Source organism: Neorhizobium sp. T25_13, assembly GCF_002968675.1.
Classification (GTDB): Bacteria; Pseudomonadota; Alphaproteobacteria; order Rhizobiales; family Rhizobiaceae; genus Neorhizobium; species Neorhizobium tomejilense.
Genome location: NZ_PVBI01000012.1, coordinates 68,673 through 87,227 on the forward strand (window position 1 = coordinate 68,673; position 18,555 = coordinate 87,227).

21 protein-coding genes and 1 pseudogene are annotated in these 18,555 nt (G+C 62.3%); 13 read left to right on the plus strand and 9 right to left on the minus strand.

Annotated elements, in window-relative coordinates:
* Positions 1 to 118: 118 nt before the first annotated feature.
* From C5J22_RS23950 to C5J22_RS23960, 3 genes are all read right to left on the minus strand, one after another.
* Positions 119 to 1,072, minus strand: a complete 954-nt coding sequence (locus tag C5J22_RS23950) for an acetyl-CoA carboxylase carboxyltransferase subunit alpha (protein WP_105422692.1) — start codon at positions 1,070 to 1,072, stop codon at positions 119 to 121.
* 63 nt (positions 1,073 to 1,135) lie between these two features.
* The gene (gene xerD / locus C5J22_RS23955; protein ID WP_105440289.1) at positions 1,136 to 2,080 is read right to left on the minus strand and encodes a site-specific tyrosine recombinase XerD; all 945 of its coding nucleotides are present in this window, start codon (positions 2,078 to 2,080) and stop codon (positions 1,136 to 1,138) included.
* 11 nt (positions 2,081 to 2,091) lie between these two features.
* Positions 2,092 to 2,250 carry a hypothetical protein gene (locus C5J22_RS23960; RefSeq protein ID WP_037081678.1) on the minus strand — a complete coding sequence of 53 codons (159 nt, stop codon included), beginning with the start codon at positions 2,248 to 2,250 and terminating at the stop codon, positions 2,092 to 2,094.
* Positions 2,251 to 2,384: 134 nt separating this feature from the next.
* Between C5J22_RS23960 and C5J22_RS23965 the strand changes: the two genes are divergently transcribed.
* The 3 genes and pseudogenes from C5J22_RS23965 to C5J22_RS23975 form a co-directional block, all read left to right on the plus strand.
* Positions 2,385 to 2,993: a shikimate kinase gene (locus C5J22_RS23965; RefSeq protein ID WP_105440348.1), complete on the plus strand. Its 609-nt coding sequence runs from the start codon at positions 2,385 to 2,387 to the stop codon at positions 2,991 to 2,993.
* Positions 2,990 to 4,132 carry a 3-dehydroquinate synthase gene (aroB, locus tag C5J22_RS23970; RefSeq protein ID WP_205837220.1) on the plus strand — a complete coding sequence of 381 codons (1,143 nt, stop codon included), beginning with the start codon at positions 2,990 to 2,992 and terminating at the stop codon, positions 4,130 to 4,132. Before C5J22_RS23965 ends, aroB begins: the two co-directional genes overlap by 4 nt.
* A gap of 11 nt (positions 4,133 to 4,143) precedes the next feature.
* Positions 4,144 to 5,016, plus strand: a pseudogene (locus tag C5J22_RS23975) (HlyC/CorC family transporter); the annotation flags it as partial.
* 198 nt (positions 5,017 to 5,214) lie between these two features.
* Here the strand turns inward: C5J22_RS23975 and C5J22_RS23980 are convergent.
* Complete coding sequence (locus C5J22_RS23980; RefSeq protein WP_007753730.1) at positions 5,215 to 5,496, minus strand: BolA family transcriptional regulator; 282 nt, start codon at positions 5,494 to 5,496, stop codon at positions 5,215 to 5,217.
* A gap of 103 nt (positions 5,497 to 5,599) precedes the next feature.
* On the opposite strand from C5J22_RS23980, the gene C5J22_RS23985 reads away from it, so the two are divergent.
* From C5J22_RS23985 to C5J22_RS24000, 4 genes are all read left to right on the plus strand, one after another.
* On the plus strand, positions 5,600 to 6,235 hold the full coding sequence (locus C5J22_RS23985) for a J domain-containing protein (RefSeq protein WP_105440290.1): 636 nt from the start codon (positions 5,600 to 5,602) through the stop codon (positions 6,233 to 6,235).
* Positions 6,236 to 6,296: 61 nt separating this feature from the next.
* A complete protein-coding gene (cobS, locus tag C5J22_RS23990) occupies positions 6,297 to 7,289 on the plus strand; it encodes a cobaltochelatase subunit CobS (protein WP_038546380.1) in 993 nt (330 codons plus the stop codon).
* A gap of 14 nt (positions 7,290 to 7,303) precedes the next feature.
* Positions 7,304 to 9,199 (plus strand): cobaltochelatase subunit CobT, encoded by a 1,896-nt coding sequence (gene cobT / locus C5J22_RS23995; protein WP_105440291.1) that lies wholly within the window; start codon positions 7,304 to 7,306, stop codon positions 9,197 to 9,199.
* Positions 9,162 to 10,199 carry an esterase-like activity of phytase family protein gene (locus tag C5J22_RS24000; RefSeq protein ID WP_172746764.1) on the plus strand — a complete coding sequence of 346 codons (1,038 nt, stop codon included), beginning with the start codon at positions 9,162 to 9,164 and terminating at the stop codon, positions 10,197 to 10,199. Before cobT ends, C5J22_RS24000 begins: the two co-directional genes overlap by 38 nt.
* Before the next feature lie 11 nt (positions 10,200 to 10,210).
* On the opposite strand, the gene C5J22_RS24005 is transcribed toward C5J22_RS24000, so the two are convergent.
* From C5J22_RS24005 to rpmB, 3 genes are all read right to left on the minus strand, one after another.
* A complete protein-coding gene (locus C5J22_RS24005) occupies positions 10,211 to 10,543 on the minus strand; it encodes a pentapeptide repeat-containing protein (protein WP_105440293.1) in 333 nt (110 codons plus the stop codon).
* A gap of 90 nt (positions 10,544 to 10,633) precedes the next feature.
* A complete protein-coding gene (locus C5J22_RS24010; protein WP_046637207.1) occupies positions 10,634 to 11,272 on the minus strand; it encodes a queuosine precursor transporter in 639 nt (212 codons plus the stop codon).
* Between the two features lie 116 nt (positions 11,273 to 11,388).
* Entirely contained in the window at positions 11,389 to 11,688 is a 300-nt protein-coding gene (gene rpmB, locus C5J22_RS24015; RefSeq protein WP_037081685.1) for a 50S ribosomal protein L28, read from the minus strand.
* A 250-nt stretch (positions 11,689 to 11,938) separates the two neighbouring features.
* Between rpmB and C5J22_RS24020 the strand changes: the two genes are divergently transcribed.
* Genes C5J22_RS24020 through C5J22_RS24030 form a run of 3 tightly spaced genes read left to right on the plus strand, consistent with a single transcriptional unit; the run spans position 11,939 to position 14,325 of the window.
* Positions 11,939 to 12,712, plus strand: a complete 774-nt coding sequence (locus tag C5J22_RS24020) for a DUF3108 domain-containing protein (protein ID WP_105440350.1) — start codon at positions 11,939 to 11,941, stop codon at positions 12,710 to 12,712.
* 35 nt (positions 12,713 to 12,747) lie between these two features.
* On the plus strand, positions 12,748 to 13,635 hold the full coding sequence (locus tag C5J22_RS24025; protein WP_105440294.1) for a DMT family transporter: 888 nt from the start codon (positions 12,748 to 12,750) through the stop codon (positions 13,633 to 13,635).
* 36 nt (positions 13,636 to 13,671) lie between these two features.
* A complete protein-coding gene (locus C5J22_RS24030) occupies positions 13,672 to 14,325 on the plus strand; it encodes a lysoplasmalogenase family protein (RefSeq protein WP_105440295.1) in 654 nt (217 codons plus the stop codon).
* On the opposite strand, the gene C5J22_RS24035 is transcribed toward C5J22_RS24030, so the two are convergent.
* Complete coding sequence (locus tag C5J22_RS24035; protein WP_105440296.1) at positions 14,322 to 14,741, minus strand: cupin domain-containing protein; 420 nt, start codon at positions 14,739 to 14,741, stop codon at positions 14,322 to 14,324. The genes C5J22_RS24030 and C5J22_RS24035 overlap by 4 nt on opposite strands.
* Positions 14,742 to 15,512, minus strand: coding sequence for a hydroxyacylglutathione hydrolase (gene gloB, locus C5J22_RS24040; RefSeq protein WP_105440297.1), 771 nt, complete (start codon positions 15,510 to 15,512; stop codon positions 14,742 to 14,744).
* Positions 15,513 to 15,600: 88 nt separating this feature from the next.
* On the opposite strand from gloB, the gene C5J22_RS24045 reads away from it, so the two are divergent.
* From C5J22_RS24045 to C5J22_RS24055, 3 genes are all read left to right on the plus strand, one after another.
* Positions 15,601 to 16,341 carry a class I SAM-dependent methyltransferase gene (locus C5J22_RS24045; protein WP_105422714.1) on the plus strand — a complete coding sequence of 247 codons (741 nt, stop codon included), beginning with the start codon at positions 15,601 to 15,603 and terminating at the stop codon, positions 16,339 to 16,341.
* 174 nt (positions 16,342 to 16,515) lie between these two features.
* Positions 16,516 to 17,625: a histidinol-phosphate transaminase gene (gene hisC, locus C5J22_RS24050; protein ID WP_105425989.1), complete on the plus strand. Its 1,110-nt coding sequence runs from the start codon at positions 16,516 to 16,518 to the stop codon at positions 17,623 to 17,625.
* A complete protein-coding gene (locus tag C5J22_RS24055) occupies positions 17,622 to 18,551 on the plus strand; it encodes a prephenate/arogenate dehydrogenase family protein (protein ID WP_105440298.1) in 930 nt (309 codons plus the stop codon). The genes hisC and C5J22_RS24055 overlap by 4 nt, the downstream gene beginning before the upstream one ends.
* Positions 18,552 to 18,555 lie beyond the last annotated feature (4 nt).

The following is an 18,555-nucleotide window of genomic DNA, read 5'->3' on the forward strand; positions in this document are numbered from 1 at the left end:
CGGTAATCTTTACATATTCTTAACCGCTTGCGCCGGCCTGTCCAGCAAAACCGCCCGGCACCCAATGTTATCAGCAATATGGCCAAATTTGGCTATTGGCGTGGCAGAGGCCCGAAGATCAGAGATTGCGGCCGATATCGAGGAATTTCTGCCGGCGTGCAGCCCGCACTTCTTCGCCCGAGAGCCTTCCGAGATCTTCCAGCGCCGAAGCGATGATCTTGCCCGTCGCGCTGATGACGGTTTCGGGTTCGCGATGCGCGCCGCCGACCGGTTCGGGGATGATGTCGTCGATAATGCCGAGGCCCTTCAGGTCTTCGGCGGTAATCTTCATGTTGGTCGCCGCCTCGCGGGCGCGGGTCGAATCGCGCCAGAGGATGGAGGCAGCGCCTTCGGGGGAGATGACCGAATAGATCGAATGTTCGAGCATGTAGACGCGGTTGCCGGTGGCGATGGCGATTGCGCCGCCGGAGCCGCCTTCGCCGATCACGACCGAAACCATCGGCACTTTCAGGCCCAGGCACATTTCGGTCGAGCGGGCGATGGCCTCCGCCTGGCCGCGTTCCTCGGCGCCGACACCCGGATAGGCGCCTGCCGTATCGATGAGGGTGATGACGGGCAGGTGAAAACGATCGGCCATTTCCATGATCCGGATCGCCTTGCGGTAACCTTCGGGACGCGGGCTGCCAAAATTGTGTTTCAGGCGGGTCTTGGTGTCATGGCCCTTTTCCTGGCCGATGACGGCGACGGGCATGCCGTTGAAGCGGGCAAGGCCGGCCTGGATGGCGGCATCCTCGCCGAAATTGCGATCGCCGGCGAGCGGAGTGAAGTCGGTGAAGAGATGGGCGGAATAATCGACGAAATGCGGACGCTGCGGATGGCGCGCGACCTGCGTTTTTTCCCAGGCGCCGAGCTTGGAATAGATTTCCCGGGTGGCTTCCCTGACTCGGGTCTCCAACCTGCCGATTTCCTCGGACGTATCGATGCTTTCGTCCTCGGAGGCGAGCTTTTTGAGCTCGTGGATCTTGCCTTCGAGGTCCGAGATTGGCTTTTCGAAATCGAGATAAGTCTGCATGAGAGCCGGTTTCCGGTTGTTTTATCTCAGGAACACGGAGTTCCTATTTTATGTTTGGGGCCTCTAATCCCGGTTTTTGGCCTGTTTTGCAAGAGGGTGGTGTGTTTGAACCAGCTCTCGCAGCCTTTCTTCCAGTACATGCGTGTAGATTTGAGTGGTGGAAATGTCCGAATGGCCGAGCAGTTCCTGCACAACGCGCAGGTCCGCGCCGTTCTGGAGGAGGTGGCTTGCGAAGGCATGGCGCATCACATGCGGAGAGATTGCGGCCGTGCGAAGTCCGGCGCGCGCCGCCAGGCCCTTGAGGTCGCGGGCAAATACCTGCCTTGGCAAATACCCCTCCTTGCCGGCCGACGGGAACAGCCAGGGACTGTCGCCTGTCTTGGCGAGCGAGGCCTGGCGGGCCTGGCCATAGGGTCCGAGAGCCGCGATCGCCGACCGGGATAGCGGCACCAGCCGTTCCTTGTTGCCCTTGCCGCGGATGATCAGGAAACGTCCTTCCTGGTCGAGAACCTTGACCGGCAGCGACACGAGTTCGCTGACGCGCATGCCGGTTGCGTAGAGAAGTTCGAGCAGCGCCAGCATTCTGAGCCGCGCAAGCTGATCCGGGCCGGGTTCGGCGGCTTCCTTGGCGGCCAGGTCCAGGAGCCGCGTCACGTCGTCCTCGCTCATGATCTTCGGCAGCGAGCGGCCTTTTTTCGGTGCATCGAGGATGGCGGTCGGATCGTCGCCGCGCAGGCCCTCGGCATAGAGGAATTTGTAGAACTGCCGCATGGCTGACAGTTTTCTCGCCTGCGACGAGGCAGCAAAGCCCTGGGCGCCGAGATGAGCGAGATAGGCGGAGAGATTGGCGCTTTGCGCCGTCAGGGCCGAAACATTGCCGGCGGCGAGGAAGGACTGCAGATCTTCGAGGTCGCGTTCGTAGGATGAGAGCGTGTTGCCGGCGGCACCCCGTTCGGCGCTCATCATTTCCAGAAAGGCTTCGATATGGGCTCGGGAAAGGTCGGCCATCTAACCTGCCGTTATTGTTGCGGCGTTGCCGGGTTCAACCGCTCGGAAGGAATGCGCACGGTCACGTCGCGCTCGCGCGGATCCACCAGCATGACGAGAGCCACCATGCTTCCATAAACGATGCCTGCGATCGCCGCCAGCACGAAGAGGAAACGGAAAAGGGTGGGCATGAAGGACTCCCGGAGTTGCGCCGCAATATATCGATAAAGGTTTACATATCGGCAAGAACAAACAATCCCCCGCATTCTTTGAGGGTTGCGACGGCTTGACGCTGCCGATGCATTTGTCGATACCGTTTTTCGAAATGGACCTGACAATGACAGAAGTCGCAACTCCACTCAGCGAAAAGGCGCGCGCCGTCCTCGGCAAGCGCAACCTGATCTTCGTCGGGCTGATGGGGGCCGGCAAATCGGCGATCGGCCGGCTGGTGGCGCAGACCCTTTCCATTCCCTTCATCGATACGGATGCGGAGATCGAAAAGGTTTCGCGCATGACCATCAGCGAACTCTTCGCCGCCTACGGCGAGGTGGAGTTCAGGGCGCTGGAAACCCGCGTCATCGAGCGGTTGCTGAGGGGCGGTCCCCGCGTGGTTTCGACCGGCGGCGGTGCCTTCATCAACGAGAACACCCGCCACCAGATCAAGATCGGCGGCATTTCCATCTGGCTGAAAGCGGATCTCGACGTTTTGTGGGAGCGGGTGAACAAACGCGACCACCGGCCGTTGCTGAAGACCGAGAACCCCAGGCAGACGCTCGAAAATCTGATGATCCAGCGTTATCCGATCTATGCCGAAGCCGATGTGACGGTACTGTCCGAAAATGTCCGCAAGGACATGATGGTCAACGAGGTACTTTCTGCTGTGGCCAATCTGCCCGGCGAAAGTGAATTGCCCAGCGAAGGTGAATTGCAATGAACATGTCTTCCCGATCTGAGGGCCGTAACGCCGAGCGTCTGGTGCATGTGCCGCTCGGCGAACGGGCCTATGACATCCTGATCGGCCCTGGCCTGATCACGCGTGCCGGCGGCGAGATCACCGCGCGGCTGAAGGGCCGCAAGGCGGCCATCGTCACCGACGAGCACGTCGCGCCGCTTTATCTCGAAGCGCTGATGGACAGCCTGCAGACGGACGGGATCGAAGCCGTCTCGCTGACGCTGCCGCCCGGCGAAAAGACCAAGAGCTTCGAACATCTGGCGACCGTTACCGACATGGTGCTCTCGGCCCGTATCGAGCGCAACGACGCGGTGATCGCGCTCGGCGGCGGCGTGATCGGCGACCTTGCGGGTTTTGCTGCCGGCATCGTCAGGCGCGGCGTGCGTTTCGTGCAGATCCCGACCTCGCTTCTGGCGCAGGTCGATTCGTCGGTCGGCGGCAAGACCGGTATCAACACCCGGCATGGCAAGAACCTGCTCGGCGTCTTCCACCAACCGGACCTCGTTCTCGCCGACACCGCGGCACTTGATTCGCTCTCCAAGCGAGAATTCCGGGCCGGCTATGCGGAAGTGGCGAAATACGGGCTGATCGACCAGCCGGATTTCTTCGCCTGGCTCGAAAAGAACTGGAAGGCCGTATTTGCGGGCGGCCCGGAGCGGATCGAGGCAATCGCGACCAGCTGCCAGGCGAAATCCGACGTGGTGGTCGAGGACGAGCGCGAGACCGGCCGCCGGGCGCTGCTCAATCTCGGCCACACGTTCGGCCACGCGCTGGAAGCGGCAACCGAATATGACAGCAGCCGCCTCGTGCATGGCGAAGGCGTCGCGATCGGCATGGTTCTCGCGCACCAGTTCTCGGCGCGCATGAACCTTGCAAGCCCGGACGACGCGGCACGGGTCACGGCCCATCTGAAAGCCGTCGGCCTGCCGACGTCGATGAGCGATATTCCCGGAAAGCTACCGCCGACGGAAAAGCTGCTGGACGCGATTGCGCAGGACAAGAAGGTACAGAGCGGCAAGCTCACCTTCATCCTGACCCACGGCATCGGCCGGTCCTTCGTCGCCAACGACGTTCCGTCGTCCGAGGTCTTGAGCTTCCTGGAGGAAAAGCGGCCGAAATGACGTCCAAACAGGGCCTCAAGTCGCGTGCTGTCAACGCGGTGATCCGCGGGCTTCTTCGCGCGTTCGGCGCTTCCCTGTCCGAGCAGACGCTCGCCCTTTCCAGCCATGACGATCTGCATGCCGCTCTCGACCTCGTTCATCGTGAGGGGAATTTCGACAAGCAGGATCGCGACCGGTTGAGCGGCCTCTTCGAACTCGAGGAGCTCGAAGTCTCCGACGTGATGCGGCATCGCACCGTCATGCGGGCGGTCAATGCCGACGATCCGCCGGAGGTGGCGGTCCGCACCGTGCTGGAAAGCCCCTATACGCGCATGCCACTCTGGCGGAACTCGACCGAGAACATCATCGGCGTCGTCCATGCCAAGGACCTGCTCAGGGCGCTTGCCGAGCCGAATGTCGAGCCCGAAAACCTCGACATCGTCAAGATCGCCCAGAAGCCCTGGTTCGTGCCCGACAGCACCAGCCTCAAGGACCAGCTCAGCGCCTTCCTGCGCCGCAAGGGGCATTTTGCGGTCGTCGTCGACGAATATGGCGAGGTGCAGGGCATCGTCACGCTGGAAGACATCCTGGAGGAAATCGTCGGTGACATTGCCGACGAGCACGATATCGAGATCCAAGGCGTGCGCCAGGAAGCGGACGGGTCGATCGTCGTCGACGGTTCCGTGCCGATCCGCGACCTGAACCGCGCGCTCGACTGGAGCCTGCCGGATGCGGAAGCAACGACGATCGCGGGCCTCGTCATTCACGAATCGAAGCTGATCCCGGAAGAACGGCAGGCGTTTACGTTCTATGGGAAGCGTTTCACGGTGATGAAGCGGGAGAAGAACCGCATCACGCGGCTAAGGATCAGGCCGGCGGAAGATGTGACGCTGCCGGCGGAGTAATCTGCCGCGGCTCCCCCTCACCCGACCTCCGCTTCGCTCGGCCACCCTCTCCCCGAGGGGAGGAGGAGTGGAGACGTCGCGACATATCTTCTTCTCCCCTCGGGGAGAAGGTGGCCCGAAGGATCGGATGAGGGGGTGCCTCAGAAGAATTCGATTTCAACGTTGGCCAATCGGCCATCCCTTCCTATCTATATCCCGCTACCAGCGCGTCGGTTCACCCGGGGCCGAGGCTTCCACCGCCAGCGCGTGGAGGCCGGCGTCGAGTTCCGGCTTCAGCAGCGCGTTCACCGTCCGATGCCGGTCGAGCCGGCTCATTCCGGAAAACTTTTTCGAAACGATGCGGACCCGCATATGGGTTTCGCCGGTTCCGGTGATGTCGGGCTGATGGCCGGCGTGCTGATGGCTCTCATCGATGACGACCAGCCGTTCCGGTTCGAGATTGTCGGTGAGCGTGATTTCGATCCGGGATTTGACGGACATTTCGGTCTCCGTTGCGACGCAAAAGGGGCATCCCACAAACCAGTAAGAAAGGACTTTGTCAATTCTTGCCGCGCCCTGTTCGTCGCCCCATAATGAGGGCCTTATGAAACTAGATTCCAAATATTTCGACCGCATCCGGACGCGCAAGAACAGGCAGCAGGAAGCCGTTCCTGAAGCGCCCACCTGCCAGTGGGACGGATGCGACAAGCCCGGCGTCCATCGCGCTCCCGTGGGCCGCAACGCGGAAGGCCAGTTCTTTCTGTTCTGCTTCGAGCACGTCAGGGAATACAACAAGGGCTATAATTATTTCTCCGGCCTCTCGGACAGCGAGATCGCCCGGTACCAGAAAGAGGCGATCACCGGCCATCGGCCGACCTGGGCCGTCGGCGTCAACAAGGCCGCCAAGGATGCGCCGCTTCATTCCACGGCGCGCTCAGGTGCTGCCGGCGCTACCGGCACCCAGCAGCGCTTCAGGGATCCCTTCGGTTTCGTGTCGAGTGCGAGGGCGGCCGGCCCCCGTTTCCAGACGCAGGGGCGCAAGCTGAAGACATTGGAAGCCAAAGCCTTCGATACGATGGAGTTGGCGGCCAATGCGTCGGCTGCGGAGATCAAGACCCGCTACAAGGAACTGGTCAAGAAACATCATCCGGATGCGAATGGCGGCGACCGCGGTTCGGAAGAACGTTTTCGTGCCGTCATTCAAGCATATCAGTTGTTGAAGCAGGCGGGTTTCTGCTAAGCCGTAAAAATTATGGCAGTGAGGATGACGGCCGGGCGGCGGCTCGCGCCTTGGAGAGACGATGAGTAAGATTGATCTAGATATTTCCAACCTTCCCGATACCACCGTTTCGGTCAGGGAAGTCTTCGGCATCGACAGCGATATCAGGGTTCCGGCATATAGCAGCGGCGACCCTTACGTTCCGGATCTCGACCCGGACTATCTTTTCGACCGCGACACGACGCTCGCCATTCTCGCAGGCTTTGCGCATAACCGACGTGTCATGGTGTCCGGCTTCCACGGCACCGGCAAGTCCACCCATATCGAGCAGGTTGCCGCACGCCTCAACTGGCCGTGCGTGCGTATCAACCTCGACAGCCATGTCAGCCGTATCGATCTCGTCGGCAAGGACGCGATCGTGCTGAAGGACGGCAAGCAGGTCACCGAATTCAAGGACGGCATCCTGCCCTGGGCCTACCAGCACAATGTCGCGCTCGTCTTCGACGAATACGATGCCGGTCGCCCGGACGTGATGTTCGTCATCCAGCGCGTTCTCGAATCCTCCGGCCGCCTGACGCTGCTCGACCAGAGCCGTGTCATCCGTCCTCACCCGGCATTCCGCATCTTCGCGACCGCCAACACGGTCGGCCTCGGCGATACGACCGGCCTCTATCACGGCACGCAGCAGATCAACCAGGCACAGATGGACCGCTGGTCGATCGTGACGACGCTGAACTATCTGCCGCACCAGAAGGAAGTCGATATCGTCGCCGCCAAGGTCAAGTCTTTCGGTCGTACGGCCGAGGGCCGTGAAACGGTGTCGAAGATGGTGCGCGTCGCCGATCTCACCCGTTCGGCCTTCATCAACGGCGATCTCTCGACCGTCATGAGCCCGCGTACCGTCATCACCTGGGCGGAAAACGCCGAGATTTTCGGTGATATCGCGTTCGCCTTCCGCATCACCTTCCTCAACAAGTGCGACGAACTGGAACGCACGCTGGTCGCCGAACAGTACCAGCGCGCCTTCGGTGTCGAGTTGAAGGAAAGTGCCGCCAACATCGTTCTCGGAGCCTGAGCGGAGACGAGATCATGGCAGGTCGCGGAGACAATTCGAAAGCCAAATCCGGCGGTCCCGTGGATACGGAACCGTTGCGGCGGGCGATTACCGGCTGCGTGAGGTCGATCGCCGGTGACGCGGAAGTCGAGGTCACGTTCGCAAACGAACGTCCGGGCCTTGCCGGCGAGCGCATCCGCCTGCCGGAAATCTCCAAGCGGCCGACGGCCCATGAGCTTGCGGTCACCCGCGGGCTCGGCGATTCCATGGCGCTGCGGATTGCCTGCCACGACACGGGCGTGCATGCGAACATGTCGCCCCAGGGCGCTGACGCACGCGTGGTCTTCGATGCGGTCGAGCAGGCGCGCGTCGAGTCGATCGGCGCATTGCGCATGGCCGGCATGGCATCGAACATCAGTTCGATGCATGCCGAAAAATACTCGAAAGCGAATTTTTCCGGCATCGAACGACAGGAAGACGCGCCGATCGGCGAAGCGGTCGCCATGCTGGTGCGCGAGAAGCTGACCGGTATCAAGCCGCCGCCGAGTGCCGGCAAGGTGCTGGATCTCTGGCGCCCGTTCATCGAGGACAAGGCGGCCGGCGACCTCGACAACCTCCGAAACGTGATCGAAGACCAGCAGGCGTTCGCCAAGCTGGTGCGGCACATGCTCACCTCCATGCAGATGGCGGAGGAGTTTGCCGACGAGGACGCCGAGCCGGAGGAGATGGAAAACCCGGATCAGGATGACCAGCCGCGCAGCAACGAGACCGAGAACGACGAGGTCGAGGAAGAAGCCGGCTCCGACGCCGCACCTGCCGAGCAGAGCGATGCTTCCGACGAGGAAATGGACGACGGCGAGATGGACGGCGCGGAAATGTCCGACGACGACATGTCGGACGACAGCGACGAACATTCGGAAACACCCGGCGAAACCCGGCGGCCCAACAGCCCGTTCGACGATTTCAACGAGAAGGTCGACTACAAGATCTTCACCCAGGAATTCGACGAGGAAATCACCGCCGAAGAGCTTTGCGACGAAGCGGAACTCGACCGGCTGCGGGCCTTCCTCGACAAGCAGCTTGCTCATCTTCAGGGCGCCGTCGGCCGGCTTGCCAACCGCCTGCAGCGCCGCCTGATGGCGCAGCAGAACCGCTCCTGGGACTTCGATCTCGAAGAGGGGTATCTCGATCCGGCCCGCCTAGTGCGCCTGATCATCGATCCGATGCAGCCGCTCTCCTTCAAGAAGGAGCGGGATACGCAATTCCGCGATACGGTCGTGACGCTGGTGATCGACAATTCCGGCTCGATGCGCGGCCGGCCAATCACGGTCGCTGCCACCTGCGCCGATATCCTCGCCCGCACGCTGGAGCGCTGCGGCGTCAAAGTCGAGATCCTCGGCTTCACCACCAAGGCCTGGAAGGGCGGGCAGGCGCGCGAAAAGTGGTTGGCGAGCGGCAAGCCGCCGACGCCCGGCCGCCTCAACGACCTGCGCCATATCGTCTACAAGTCCGCCGATGCGCCGTGGCGCCGTTCACGCCGCAATCTCGGCCTGATGATGCGCGAAGGCCTTCTCAAGGAAAACATCGACGGCGAGGCGCTGATGTGGGCGCATAACCGCCTGATCGCCCGTCGCGAGCAGCGCAAGATCCTGATGATGATCTCGGATGGCGCGCCGGTCGACGATTCGACGCTGTCGGTCAATCCCGGCAATTATCTGGAACGGCACCTGCGCGCCGTGATCGAACAGATCGAGACGCGCTCGCCGGTGGAGCTGCTGGCGATCGGCATCGGCCACGACGTGACGCGCTACTATCGCAAGGCCGTGACGATCGTCGATGCAGACGAGCTTGCCGGGGCGATGACCGAGCAGCTTGCCGAACTGTTTGCGGAAAATGGCAGGCAGCAGGGCCGCATGCGACGGGCCAGCTGAGGTCCGCCGCTTGAAACTTTCCCGCCTCGTCGTCTGTGCCAGCCTTTTCGGCGCCATCGCCTCCCCGGTGGCGCCTGCCACCGACAATGTTTTGGTCAGGGCGCAGGCTATCACCGAATTCAAGCGCGGTTCGGCGGAGAGGCGCTTCGGTTCGCTCGAATTTCTCGGTGGGATAGAATTTTCGTCACCTGATAGCCGGCTTCAGTCGCTGTCGAGCATCCGCTTTCGCGCCGATGGCGAAAGGTTCGTGTCGGTGCTCGATACCGGTTCCTGGCTGACCGGCCGCGTTGAACGGGATGCGAAGGGGCGTCTCGCCAACCTCACCGATCTCGCCATCAACCCGATCCTCATCCGTGGCGGCCGGGTCGGCTCGAAATACAATTCGGACGCCGAGGGGCTGGCGCTGCGGGACGGCCAGGCGATCGTCGGCTTCGAGCAGCTGCACCGCGTCGATGCCTATCCCGATCCGGGGTTCGAAACATCGGCGCCTCTGAAGAGCCTCGATCTCCCCATTCCCCGCCACGAGTTCCGGATGAATGCGGGCATGGAGACGGTGGCTATCTCGCCTCAGACAGGTCCGCTCAAGGGGGCGCCCGTCGCGGTCACCGAGCATAGCCTCGATGATCAGGGCAACCTTTTCGCCGCGATCCTGGAAGGGCCGCTCAAGGGCGTGTTCACGGTGGTGCGGCACGATCCATTCGACGCGACCGATGGGGCCTTCCTACCGAACGGCGACTTCCTGCTGCTCGAACGCCGCTTCAGCTTCATCGGCGGCCTCGGCATGCGCATTCGCCTGATCAAGGGCGACAACATCCGTCCCGGCGCTGCGGTGGATGGGGACGTGCTTCTCGAAGCCGATATGGGCTATGCGATCGACAACATGGAAGGGCTCGACGTCATCACCGGGCCGGAGGGCAAGCCGCATCTGATCCTGATTTCGGATGACAACGGCAATCTGCTGCAGCGTAACGTGATGCTGGAATTCCGCCTGAACGAGTAGCGTTTCCGACTTCAGTCCCTTTTCGCGGCGTTGTACGCATCGAGCAGGGCTTGAACGGGTATGCCATCGATCTTGGCTCCCGTCATTCTGCATCCGGCGAATTCCGCGCCCGAAAGGTTGGAGTTGTGCAGCCGCAGGCCGGACAGATTGACGTCATCGATCGACCAGCCCGACATATTGCTATCGTTGAATGTCGCGCCCGCAAAATTGATCTGATTGAAACTCGCGCCTGACAGATTCGTGTTGTTGAAGCGCGTGCCGGACAGGTTCACATCATCGAACGACGAGCCCGAAAGGGTTGCGCGGGTGGCTTCCAGAACATCGAAGACATCGTGAATCTGCATCGTGGCCCGTCCAAAAAGTTGCGACGCGGCGCAGACTGCAGCGCAACCGTTCAACTTGCAAGTAGGATCGGACTTGGACGAGTTTGAAAGTCAGGCTGCCTTCGCCACCTGCGGCATCGGCTTCAGCACGTTCATCAGGGCGCCATAGGGCAGGAGAAGAACGACGCCGACCAGGATCTTGACCACGAGGTCGCCGAGCGCCCAGGAGATCCAGCGCGGGGCCTCGGTGGCAAGGGCGCCGAGGATCGGTGCGGATTGGATCGCGAAGTCCTCATTGGGGCCGATGAAGGCGAAGAGCGGGGCGAAGGCCAGCGAGAAGAATAGCAGCGTGTCGAGCGCCGAACCGAGCAGGGAGCCAGCGAGCGGCGCGCGCCACCAGGTCTGGCGGCGGAGCCGATTGAACACGGAGATGTCGAGAAGCTGGCCGACCAGATAGGCGGTGCCCGAGGCGATGGCGATGCGCGGGGCGGAGGCCAGGAACGACAGCGTCACGCCGACGACGAAGCCTGCGAGAACGACGCGTCGGGCGATCGAAGGCCCGAACTGCCGGTTGGCGAGATCGGTCACCAGGAAGGCAAAGGGATAGATAAAGGCGCCCCAGGTCAGAAGATCGCCGAGGGCGATGCCCCAGAACGTGCCGACGACCGGGAACTGCACCAGGAAATTGGAGGCGACAACGACGGCCGCCATCAGCAGGGCATAGATGAAAGTATAGCGTGAGCTCAGCATTTTTTTATCCTGGGTGATGCCACCAGTTGGAGTTTTATGAAGGCCAAGAGAAAAGGCCTGGCCGGTATTACCCGTTCAAGCCTTGTTCAAAGCCGGATGATTTGTCGTCGGGCCGATTAAGCCGCAGCAGCGACTTCGGCGGTCTTCTTGACGATCTGGCGGCGCAGCAGGCGGGCGCGCATCGACAGTTCGGTCTCGTCGGACTTCAACAGGAAGGCATCGAGGCCGCCACGATGTTCGACGGAGCGCAGAGCGTGTGCCGAGACGCGCAGGCGATAACGCTGGCCGAGAGCGTCGGAGATCAACGTAACCTGGCACAGGTTCGGCAGGAACCGACGGCGGGTCTTGTTGTTGGCGTGGCTTACGTTGTTGCCGGTCTGAACGCCCTTGCCGGTCAGTTCGCACACACGAGACATGGATACACCTTTGTTCTTCTGCAATCGGATGGTACTTCCGGACAATGCCGGTGCGCCGATCCAACTGGTCCTGAGTGGAAAGTTGCGGTTCTATAGTCAGTGGGGCTCGTCGCGTCAAGCCAAAACCTTGACCTCACCCTAAGAGAATCCGCCGCCAGTGCCGTGAAGCCGCTATTTTCTTGCCATGATGCACCGTCTATATGTCTGCGGGAAGACGCTTTTCGGCGTCCTCATCGGTCAGGGCAAAATCATGAACCTTCGCGGCAGTTTCGTCAGTGCCTTCGTGCTCGTCTTCGGGTTCACGACCAATCCGCTCGGCTCGGCGGAAATCCGGCATGTCAGCGAATACAATATCTCGCTTGGGATACTGCCGATCGCCAAGGCGTCTTTTGCCAGCGAATTCAACAGCAGCGACTACAAGATCACCGGAAGGTTCAAATCGGCAGGGATCGTCAACATCATCAGCCGCATCTCCGCCGAGACCAGCGTCAGCGGGCGCATGCAGGCCGACAAGCTGCAGGCCGATCGCTACAACCTCGTCTACAGCACCGGAAAACGCACGCGCATCTACGATGTCGAATACCGCAACGGCAATGTCACCGGGACGACGGTCAAGCCCGAGCCGACCCGCAATCCGGAGACCTGGATCCCCGTGACCGAAAAGGATCTGCGTGCCGTCCTGGACCCTCTGAGCGGCTTGATCTTCCCGGGCGACGCCAAGGTCTGCCCCAGCCGGCTGCCGATCTATGACGGTGAGTCGCGCATGGACCTGGTGCTGACGCCGAAGGGCACCAAGCCGTTCTCGACCGACGGTTTCAAGGGCGAGGCGATCGTCTGCTCGATCCGCTACCTTCCGAGATCGGGCTTCAAGCGCGGCCGCAGCGATATCGAATACCTGCGCAAGACGCCGATGGAAATCTGGTTTGCCAAGGCGCAGTCCGTAAATGTATATGCTCCGGTCTATGCCGTAATCCCGACCAGGATGGGGCAGGTTTACGTGACGGCCGTCAAATATGGCGGCTGACTAAAGCGCCCGTCCGGGCGCCCAAGGGGGCAGGGGTGAAAATCCGGGGAACGTTGATCGGTTTTACGGCGATCCTGATGTGGTCGTTGCTGGCCCTGATGACGGCTGCATCCGGAAAAGTGCCGCCTTTCCAGATGAGCGCGATGACGTTCGCGATCGGCAGCCTGCCTGGCATCGTGCTTTTTATTGTCAGGCCCGAGCGTATCGCGCTCCTGAAACAGCCGCCGAAGGTTTGGATCACCGGCATCGGCGGCCTGTTCGGTTATCATTTTCTGTATTTCACCGCGCTCCGGAATGCGCCGGCGGTCGAGGCCGGGCTGATCGCCTATCTCTGGCCGCTGTTCATCGTCGTCGGCTCGGCCCTGCTGCCGGGCGAGAGGCTGCGCTGGTATCACGTGGCTGGCGCTGTCGCCGGGCTCTGCGGCACGATCGCCATCGTTTCCCGCAACGGCCTTGCCTTCGACGACGCCTATCTCATGGGTTATGGCGCTGCCTTTCTTTGCGCCTTCACCTGGTCCGGTTATTCGCTGCTGACGCGGCGCTTCGACCGGGTTTCGACCGATGTCGTCACCGGCTTCTGCCTCGGTACCTCGCTGCTCTCGCTGGTCTGCCATCTGGCGCTGGAGACGACCGTCTGGCCGGCCGATGGCGGCGAGTGGGCGGCGGTCGTCGGGCTTGGCCTGCTGCCGGTCGGCGCGGCCTTCTATGCCTGGGACTACGGTGTCAAGAACGGCGATATCCAGATCATCGGCGCGGCCAGTTATGCGGCGCCGCTGCTGTCGACGCTGATCCTGGTCGCATCGGGTTTTGCCGAAGCGAATTGGAACATCCTGCTTGCCTGCCTGCTGATCACCGGAGGGGCGGTGCTGGCGGCGCGGGATATGTTCCGGCCGAAGCCGATTGCGGAAGCCGTGGCCGAATAGGCGTTCCCTAAGGGGGCGGGGACGTGGGGGGAAGAGATGTATCTGTTGTTGTGGGCGGTGCTGGCCGCCTCGATCGTGCTTGCGATCCATTATTTCCGCTGGCTGAAAAGGCCGGCGGGCCATCTTCGCGCGGTGCTGAAGACCGTACCGGTCTTGCTGCTTGTGCTCTATGCCGGTCTTTCCGGCGCCCCGGCGCTGCTCGTCGCAGCGCTGGCGCTCGGTGCACTCGGAGACGCCTGCCTCGCCTACGAGGGAGAGCCAGCCTTCGTCGCCGGGCTCGCTGCCTTCCTCGCTTTGCATATTGCCTATGCGGCGCTGTTCTGGCCGTCGATAGAACCAAGCCTGCTTTTCACCTCCGCCTGGCGTTATACGGCGGCGTGGATCTTCGTGGTGCTGACGGGCATGACGTTGTTCATGCTGTGGCGGCCTGCAGGACGGCTTGCCATCCCCGTCGCCGCCTACGGGATCGCGATCGTCGCCATGGCGCTTTCGGCGCTGGCGGTGAAGCCGATCCTGCCGGCGGCCGGTGCTGCGCTGTTCGTCATGTCCGACACCGCACTGGCGATCCAGAAATTCCTGGTCAAGCCGGATGCGCCTGTCATGGCGAGGTTGAGGCCGTTCGTGTGGGGCACTTACTTCGCGGCACAGCTGATCTTTACGTTAGCGATTGCCGGGCTTCCTTCAGCCTAGGTCGACGGCTCCCAGCCGGGCGGCGCCATCTCGAAGCTCGAAAACTGAAAGCCTGGTGCGACCGTGCAGCCCACCAGCGTGAAGCGGCCGAGCGGTTCTGCTGCCTGCCAGGCGTCGGCCGGGACCACGGCCTGCGGCCGTTCTCCTGTGGCAAGGTCTGTTCCGAGCCTCACCTCTTCGACCGTTTCGCCGTTGGAAATCCGCAGCAGCAGCGCATCGCCGGCATAGAAATGCCAGGTCTCGGCCGCGTCGCGAACCCGATGCCAGTGGGAGCGTTCGCCGGCTTCCAGCAGGTAATAAATCGCCGTCGAATAGCCGCGTGCACCGCCTTCGGTGTCCCGAAATGTCTCGACATACCAGCCGCCCTCCGGATGCCGCTGCATACCGAGCGTGGTGATGATCTCCTCCGGCGTCATTCAGAAATTATCCTTGCGCTTGCGGATTTCGGCAAACACTTCCTCGTTGGATTTGCTCTCCATCAGGAGGTTGCGGCGGATGGCTGGGTCCGATGCGCGCAGGAAGGGATTGGTCTCCTTCTCCAGCCCAATCGTCGTCGGAATGGTGAACTGGCCGGCCGCGCGCTGCGCCTCGATCTCGCTCGCACGCGCCTGCAGACGCCCGTTGTCCGGATCGACGCTCAGCGCGAACTTCGCGTTCGAAAGCGTATATTCGTGACCGAAATAGACGGCCGTCTCGTCAGGCAGAACGGCGAGTTTCTGCAGCGAATGCCACATGTCGGCCGCCGGGCGTTCGAACAGCCGGCCGCAGCCGAGCGCAAACAGCGTGTCTGCCGCGAACAGGATCTTGTCGTCCGGGAAATGGTAGCAGATATGGCCGGCCGTGTGGCCCGGCGTCTCGAGGACGCAGACGAGATGGTCGCCGAACTGGAACTCGTCACCATCCGCCATGGTCCTGTCGAGGCCGGGAATAGCAACCGCTTCGTTGAACGGACCGATGATCTCCAGCCCGAACTTTTCCTTGAGCGCCAGGTTGGCTTCGACGTGGTCGCCGTGGTGATGGGTGGTGAAGATGTGGGTGATCTTCCAGCCACGGCGGGCCGCCGCATCGAGGATCGGCTTTTCCTCCGGCGCATCGATCGAAGCCGTCAGGCCGCTTTCCGGATCGTGCACGAGAACGCCGTAATTATCGCTGCGGCATGAAAAAACTTCGAGTTCTAGTGGTCTCATAACATAACCCCATTGCTGAAAGTGTTTTGGGTCACAATGTAGAGACTGGTCCCTTGAAGTCCAACCACCGTCTGGTACCAAATTACGCATGCATACGGATATCGTCGATCTTCGCGAATTCTACCACTCACCCCTCGGCCACCTTGCCGAACAGTCGATCACGTTCGCGCTGTCTTCGCTCTGGGCGCGGCTGCCGGAGGAGCGGCTGGTGGGCCTTGGTTATGCCGTGCCTTATCTCGACCGGTTCCGCGCCGATACGGAACGCACCTTCGCCTTCATGCCGGCGGGGCAGGGGGCGGTGAACTGGCCGGTCAGCGAGCTTTCCTCGACCGCTCTCGTCTTCGACGAGGAGCTGCCGCTGCCGGACTCTTCCGTCGACCGCGTACTGATGGTGCATTCGCTGGAATTTGCCGAAAACCCGCGGGAGACCTTGAAGGAACTCTGGCGGGTGCTGGCGCCCGGCGGGCGGCTGGTCATCGTCGTGCCCAACCGGCGTGGTGTCTGGGCGCGCATGGAACACACGCCGTTCGGCTCCGGCCGGCCGTATTCGCGCGGGCAGCTCACGTCGCTGCTGCGCGAGACCAACTTTACGCCGGGCGCCAGCGCCGAGGCACTGTTCTTCCCGCCGTCGAAGATCCGCGCCGTGCTGAAGCTGCGCCAGGCCTTCGAGCGCATGGGCCGGCGCTTCTGGCCGGTCTTTTCCGGGGTCATCGTGGTGGAGGCCCAGAAGCGGCTCTACCAGGGTCTGCCGGTCGCCGCTCGCGCCTCCCGGCGCGTCTTCGTGCCGGTGCTGGCGCCGCGGGGCGTGCCGACGACGCGGACCCGGTGAAGAAGCGATAGTCCTGCCCTTCGCTTGGCTCAGGGCGTTCGTCATTCGAAACGATTCACTGGATCGTTTCGTCGGCTGCGCCGACCATTCCTCACCACTCGACAAAGCAGAAATTCGGCTTTAATCCCACTGGATCACACCCGCCGTTTAAGGCTTTCCAAAAAGGTTGATCCGATGAGCATCGTCACGAGTGAGCCCGTTCCGCGTCCAGGCATCCTGGATATCGCCGCCTATGTGCCCGGCAAGGAACATGCTCCGGGCGTAGCGCGCGTCTTCAAGCTTTCGTCCAACGAGACGCCGCTCGGCGCCAGCCCGAAGGCGATCGAAGCTTTCAAACAGGCGGCCGGCAATCTCGAACTTTATCCTGACGGTCAGGCGATGGCGCTGCGCGAGGCGATCGCCTCGGTGCACGGGCTCAATGTCGCAAACATCATGTGCGGCAACGGCTCGGACGAACTGCTGGGCCTGCTCTGCCACGTCTATCTCGGTGCCGGCGACGAAGCGATCATTACCGAGCACGGTTTCCTCGTCTACAAGATCCAGATCATGGGCGCCGGCGCCAAGGCGGTCGAGGTGAAGGAGAAGGATTGCACCGTCGATGTCGATGCGATCCTTGCCGCCGTCACCGACAAGACGAAGATGGTGTTCATCGCCAATCCCGGCAATCCGACTGGTACATACGTCCCGGTCGCCGATATCCGCCGCCTGCATGCCGGCCTGCCGAAGAGCGTCATCCTCGTGCTCGACGCGGCCTACGCGGAATATGTGCGCAAGAACGATTACGAAGCCGGCCTCGAACTGGTGTCGTCCAACAGGAACGTCGTGATGACCCGCACCTTCTCCAAGGTCTACGGGCTTGCGGCGCTGCGCATCGGCTGGATGTACGGCCCGGCCGGCATTCTCGATGCGCTCAACCGTGTGCGCGGCCCGTTCAACATGAACGCCCCGGCGATTGCCGCGGGTGCGGCCGCCATCCGCGACCAGGCCTTTGTCGAAAAGGCCGTCGAGCACAACAATCTCTGGCAGGGCAAGCTCACCCATGCGCTGGAGACGATCGGTCTGAAGGTGACGCCGTCGGTCGCCAATTTCGTGCTGATCCATTTCCCGGATGTCGACGGCAAACGGGCGCCGGAAGCGGATGCGTTCCTCACCAGCCGCGGTTATATCCTTCGCGCCGTCCGCGGTTACGGCTTCCCGAACGCCCTGCGCATGACGATCGGCTCGGAAGAGGCCAATCGCGGCGTCATCGAGACGCTCGGCGAATTTATGGGCAAAAGCGCATGAGTACGCTGCTTTTCGACAGGATCGCGTTGATCGGCATCGGCCTGATAGGCTCGTCGATCGCCCGTGACGTCAAGGAACTGGGCCTCGCCGGCGAGGTGGTGATTTCCACCCGCAGCGCTGAAACGCTCAAGCGTGCCGAAGAACTGGCGCTCGGCACGCATTACGTCTCCTCAGCCGCGGACGCGGTGAAGGATGCCGATCTGGTCATCGTCTCGGTGCCGGTCGGTGCATCGGAAGCGGTCGCCAAGCAGATCGCCGGCACCCTGAAGCCCGGTGCGATCGTCACCGATGTCGGCTCCACCAAGGCCTCCGTCATCGCGCAGATGGCGCCGCATATGCCGGAAGGCGTGCATTTCATCCCGGGCCATCCGCTGGCGGGCACCGAAAAATCCGGCCCGGACGCCGGTTTCGTCGGCCTGTTCCGGGATCGCTGGTGCATCTTCACGCCGCTCCCGGAGACGGATCAGGCGGCGCTCGACAAGCTGAAATCCTTCTGGATGGCGCTCGGCTCGCGCATCGACGAGATGGACCCGCAGCACCATGACAAGGTGCTGGCGATCGTCTCCCACCTGCCGCACATCATCGCCTACAACATCGTCGGCACGGCGGACGATCTCGAGACGGTGACCGACGCGGAAGTGATCAAGTATTCCGCCTCCGGTTTTCGCGATTTCACGCGCCTTGCCGCGTCAGACCCCACCATGTGGCGGGATGTCTGCCTGCACAACAAGGATGCGATCCTGGAAATGCTGGCGCGGTTTTCGGAAGACCTCGCCTATCTGCAGCGGGCGATCCGCTGGGGCGAGGGCGACAAGCTGTTCGAACTTTTCACCCGCACCCGCGCCATCCGCCGCTCGATCGTCCAGGCCGGCCAGGACGTCGACGCACCGGATTTCGGCCGCCACGCGCTCGACGCCAAAAAGTGACCAG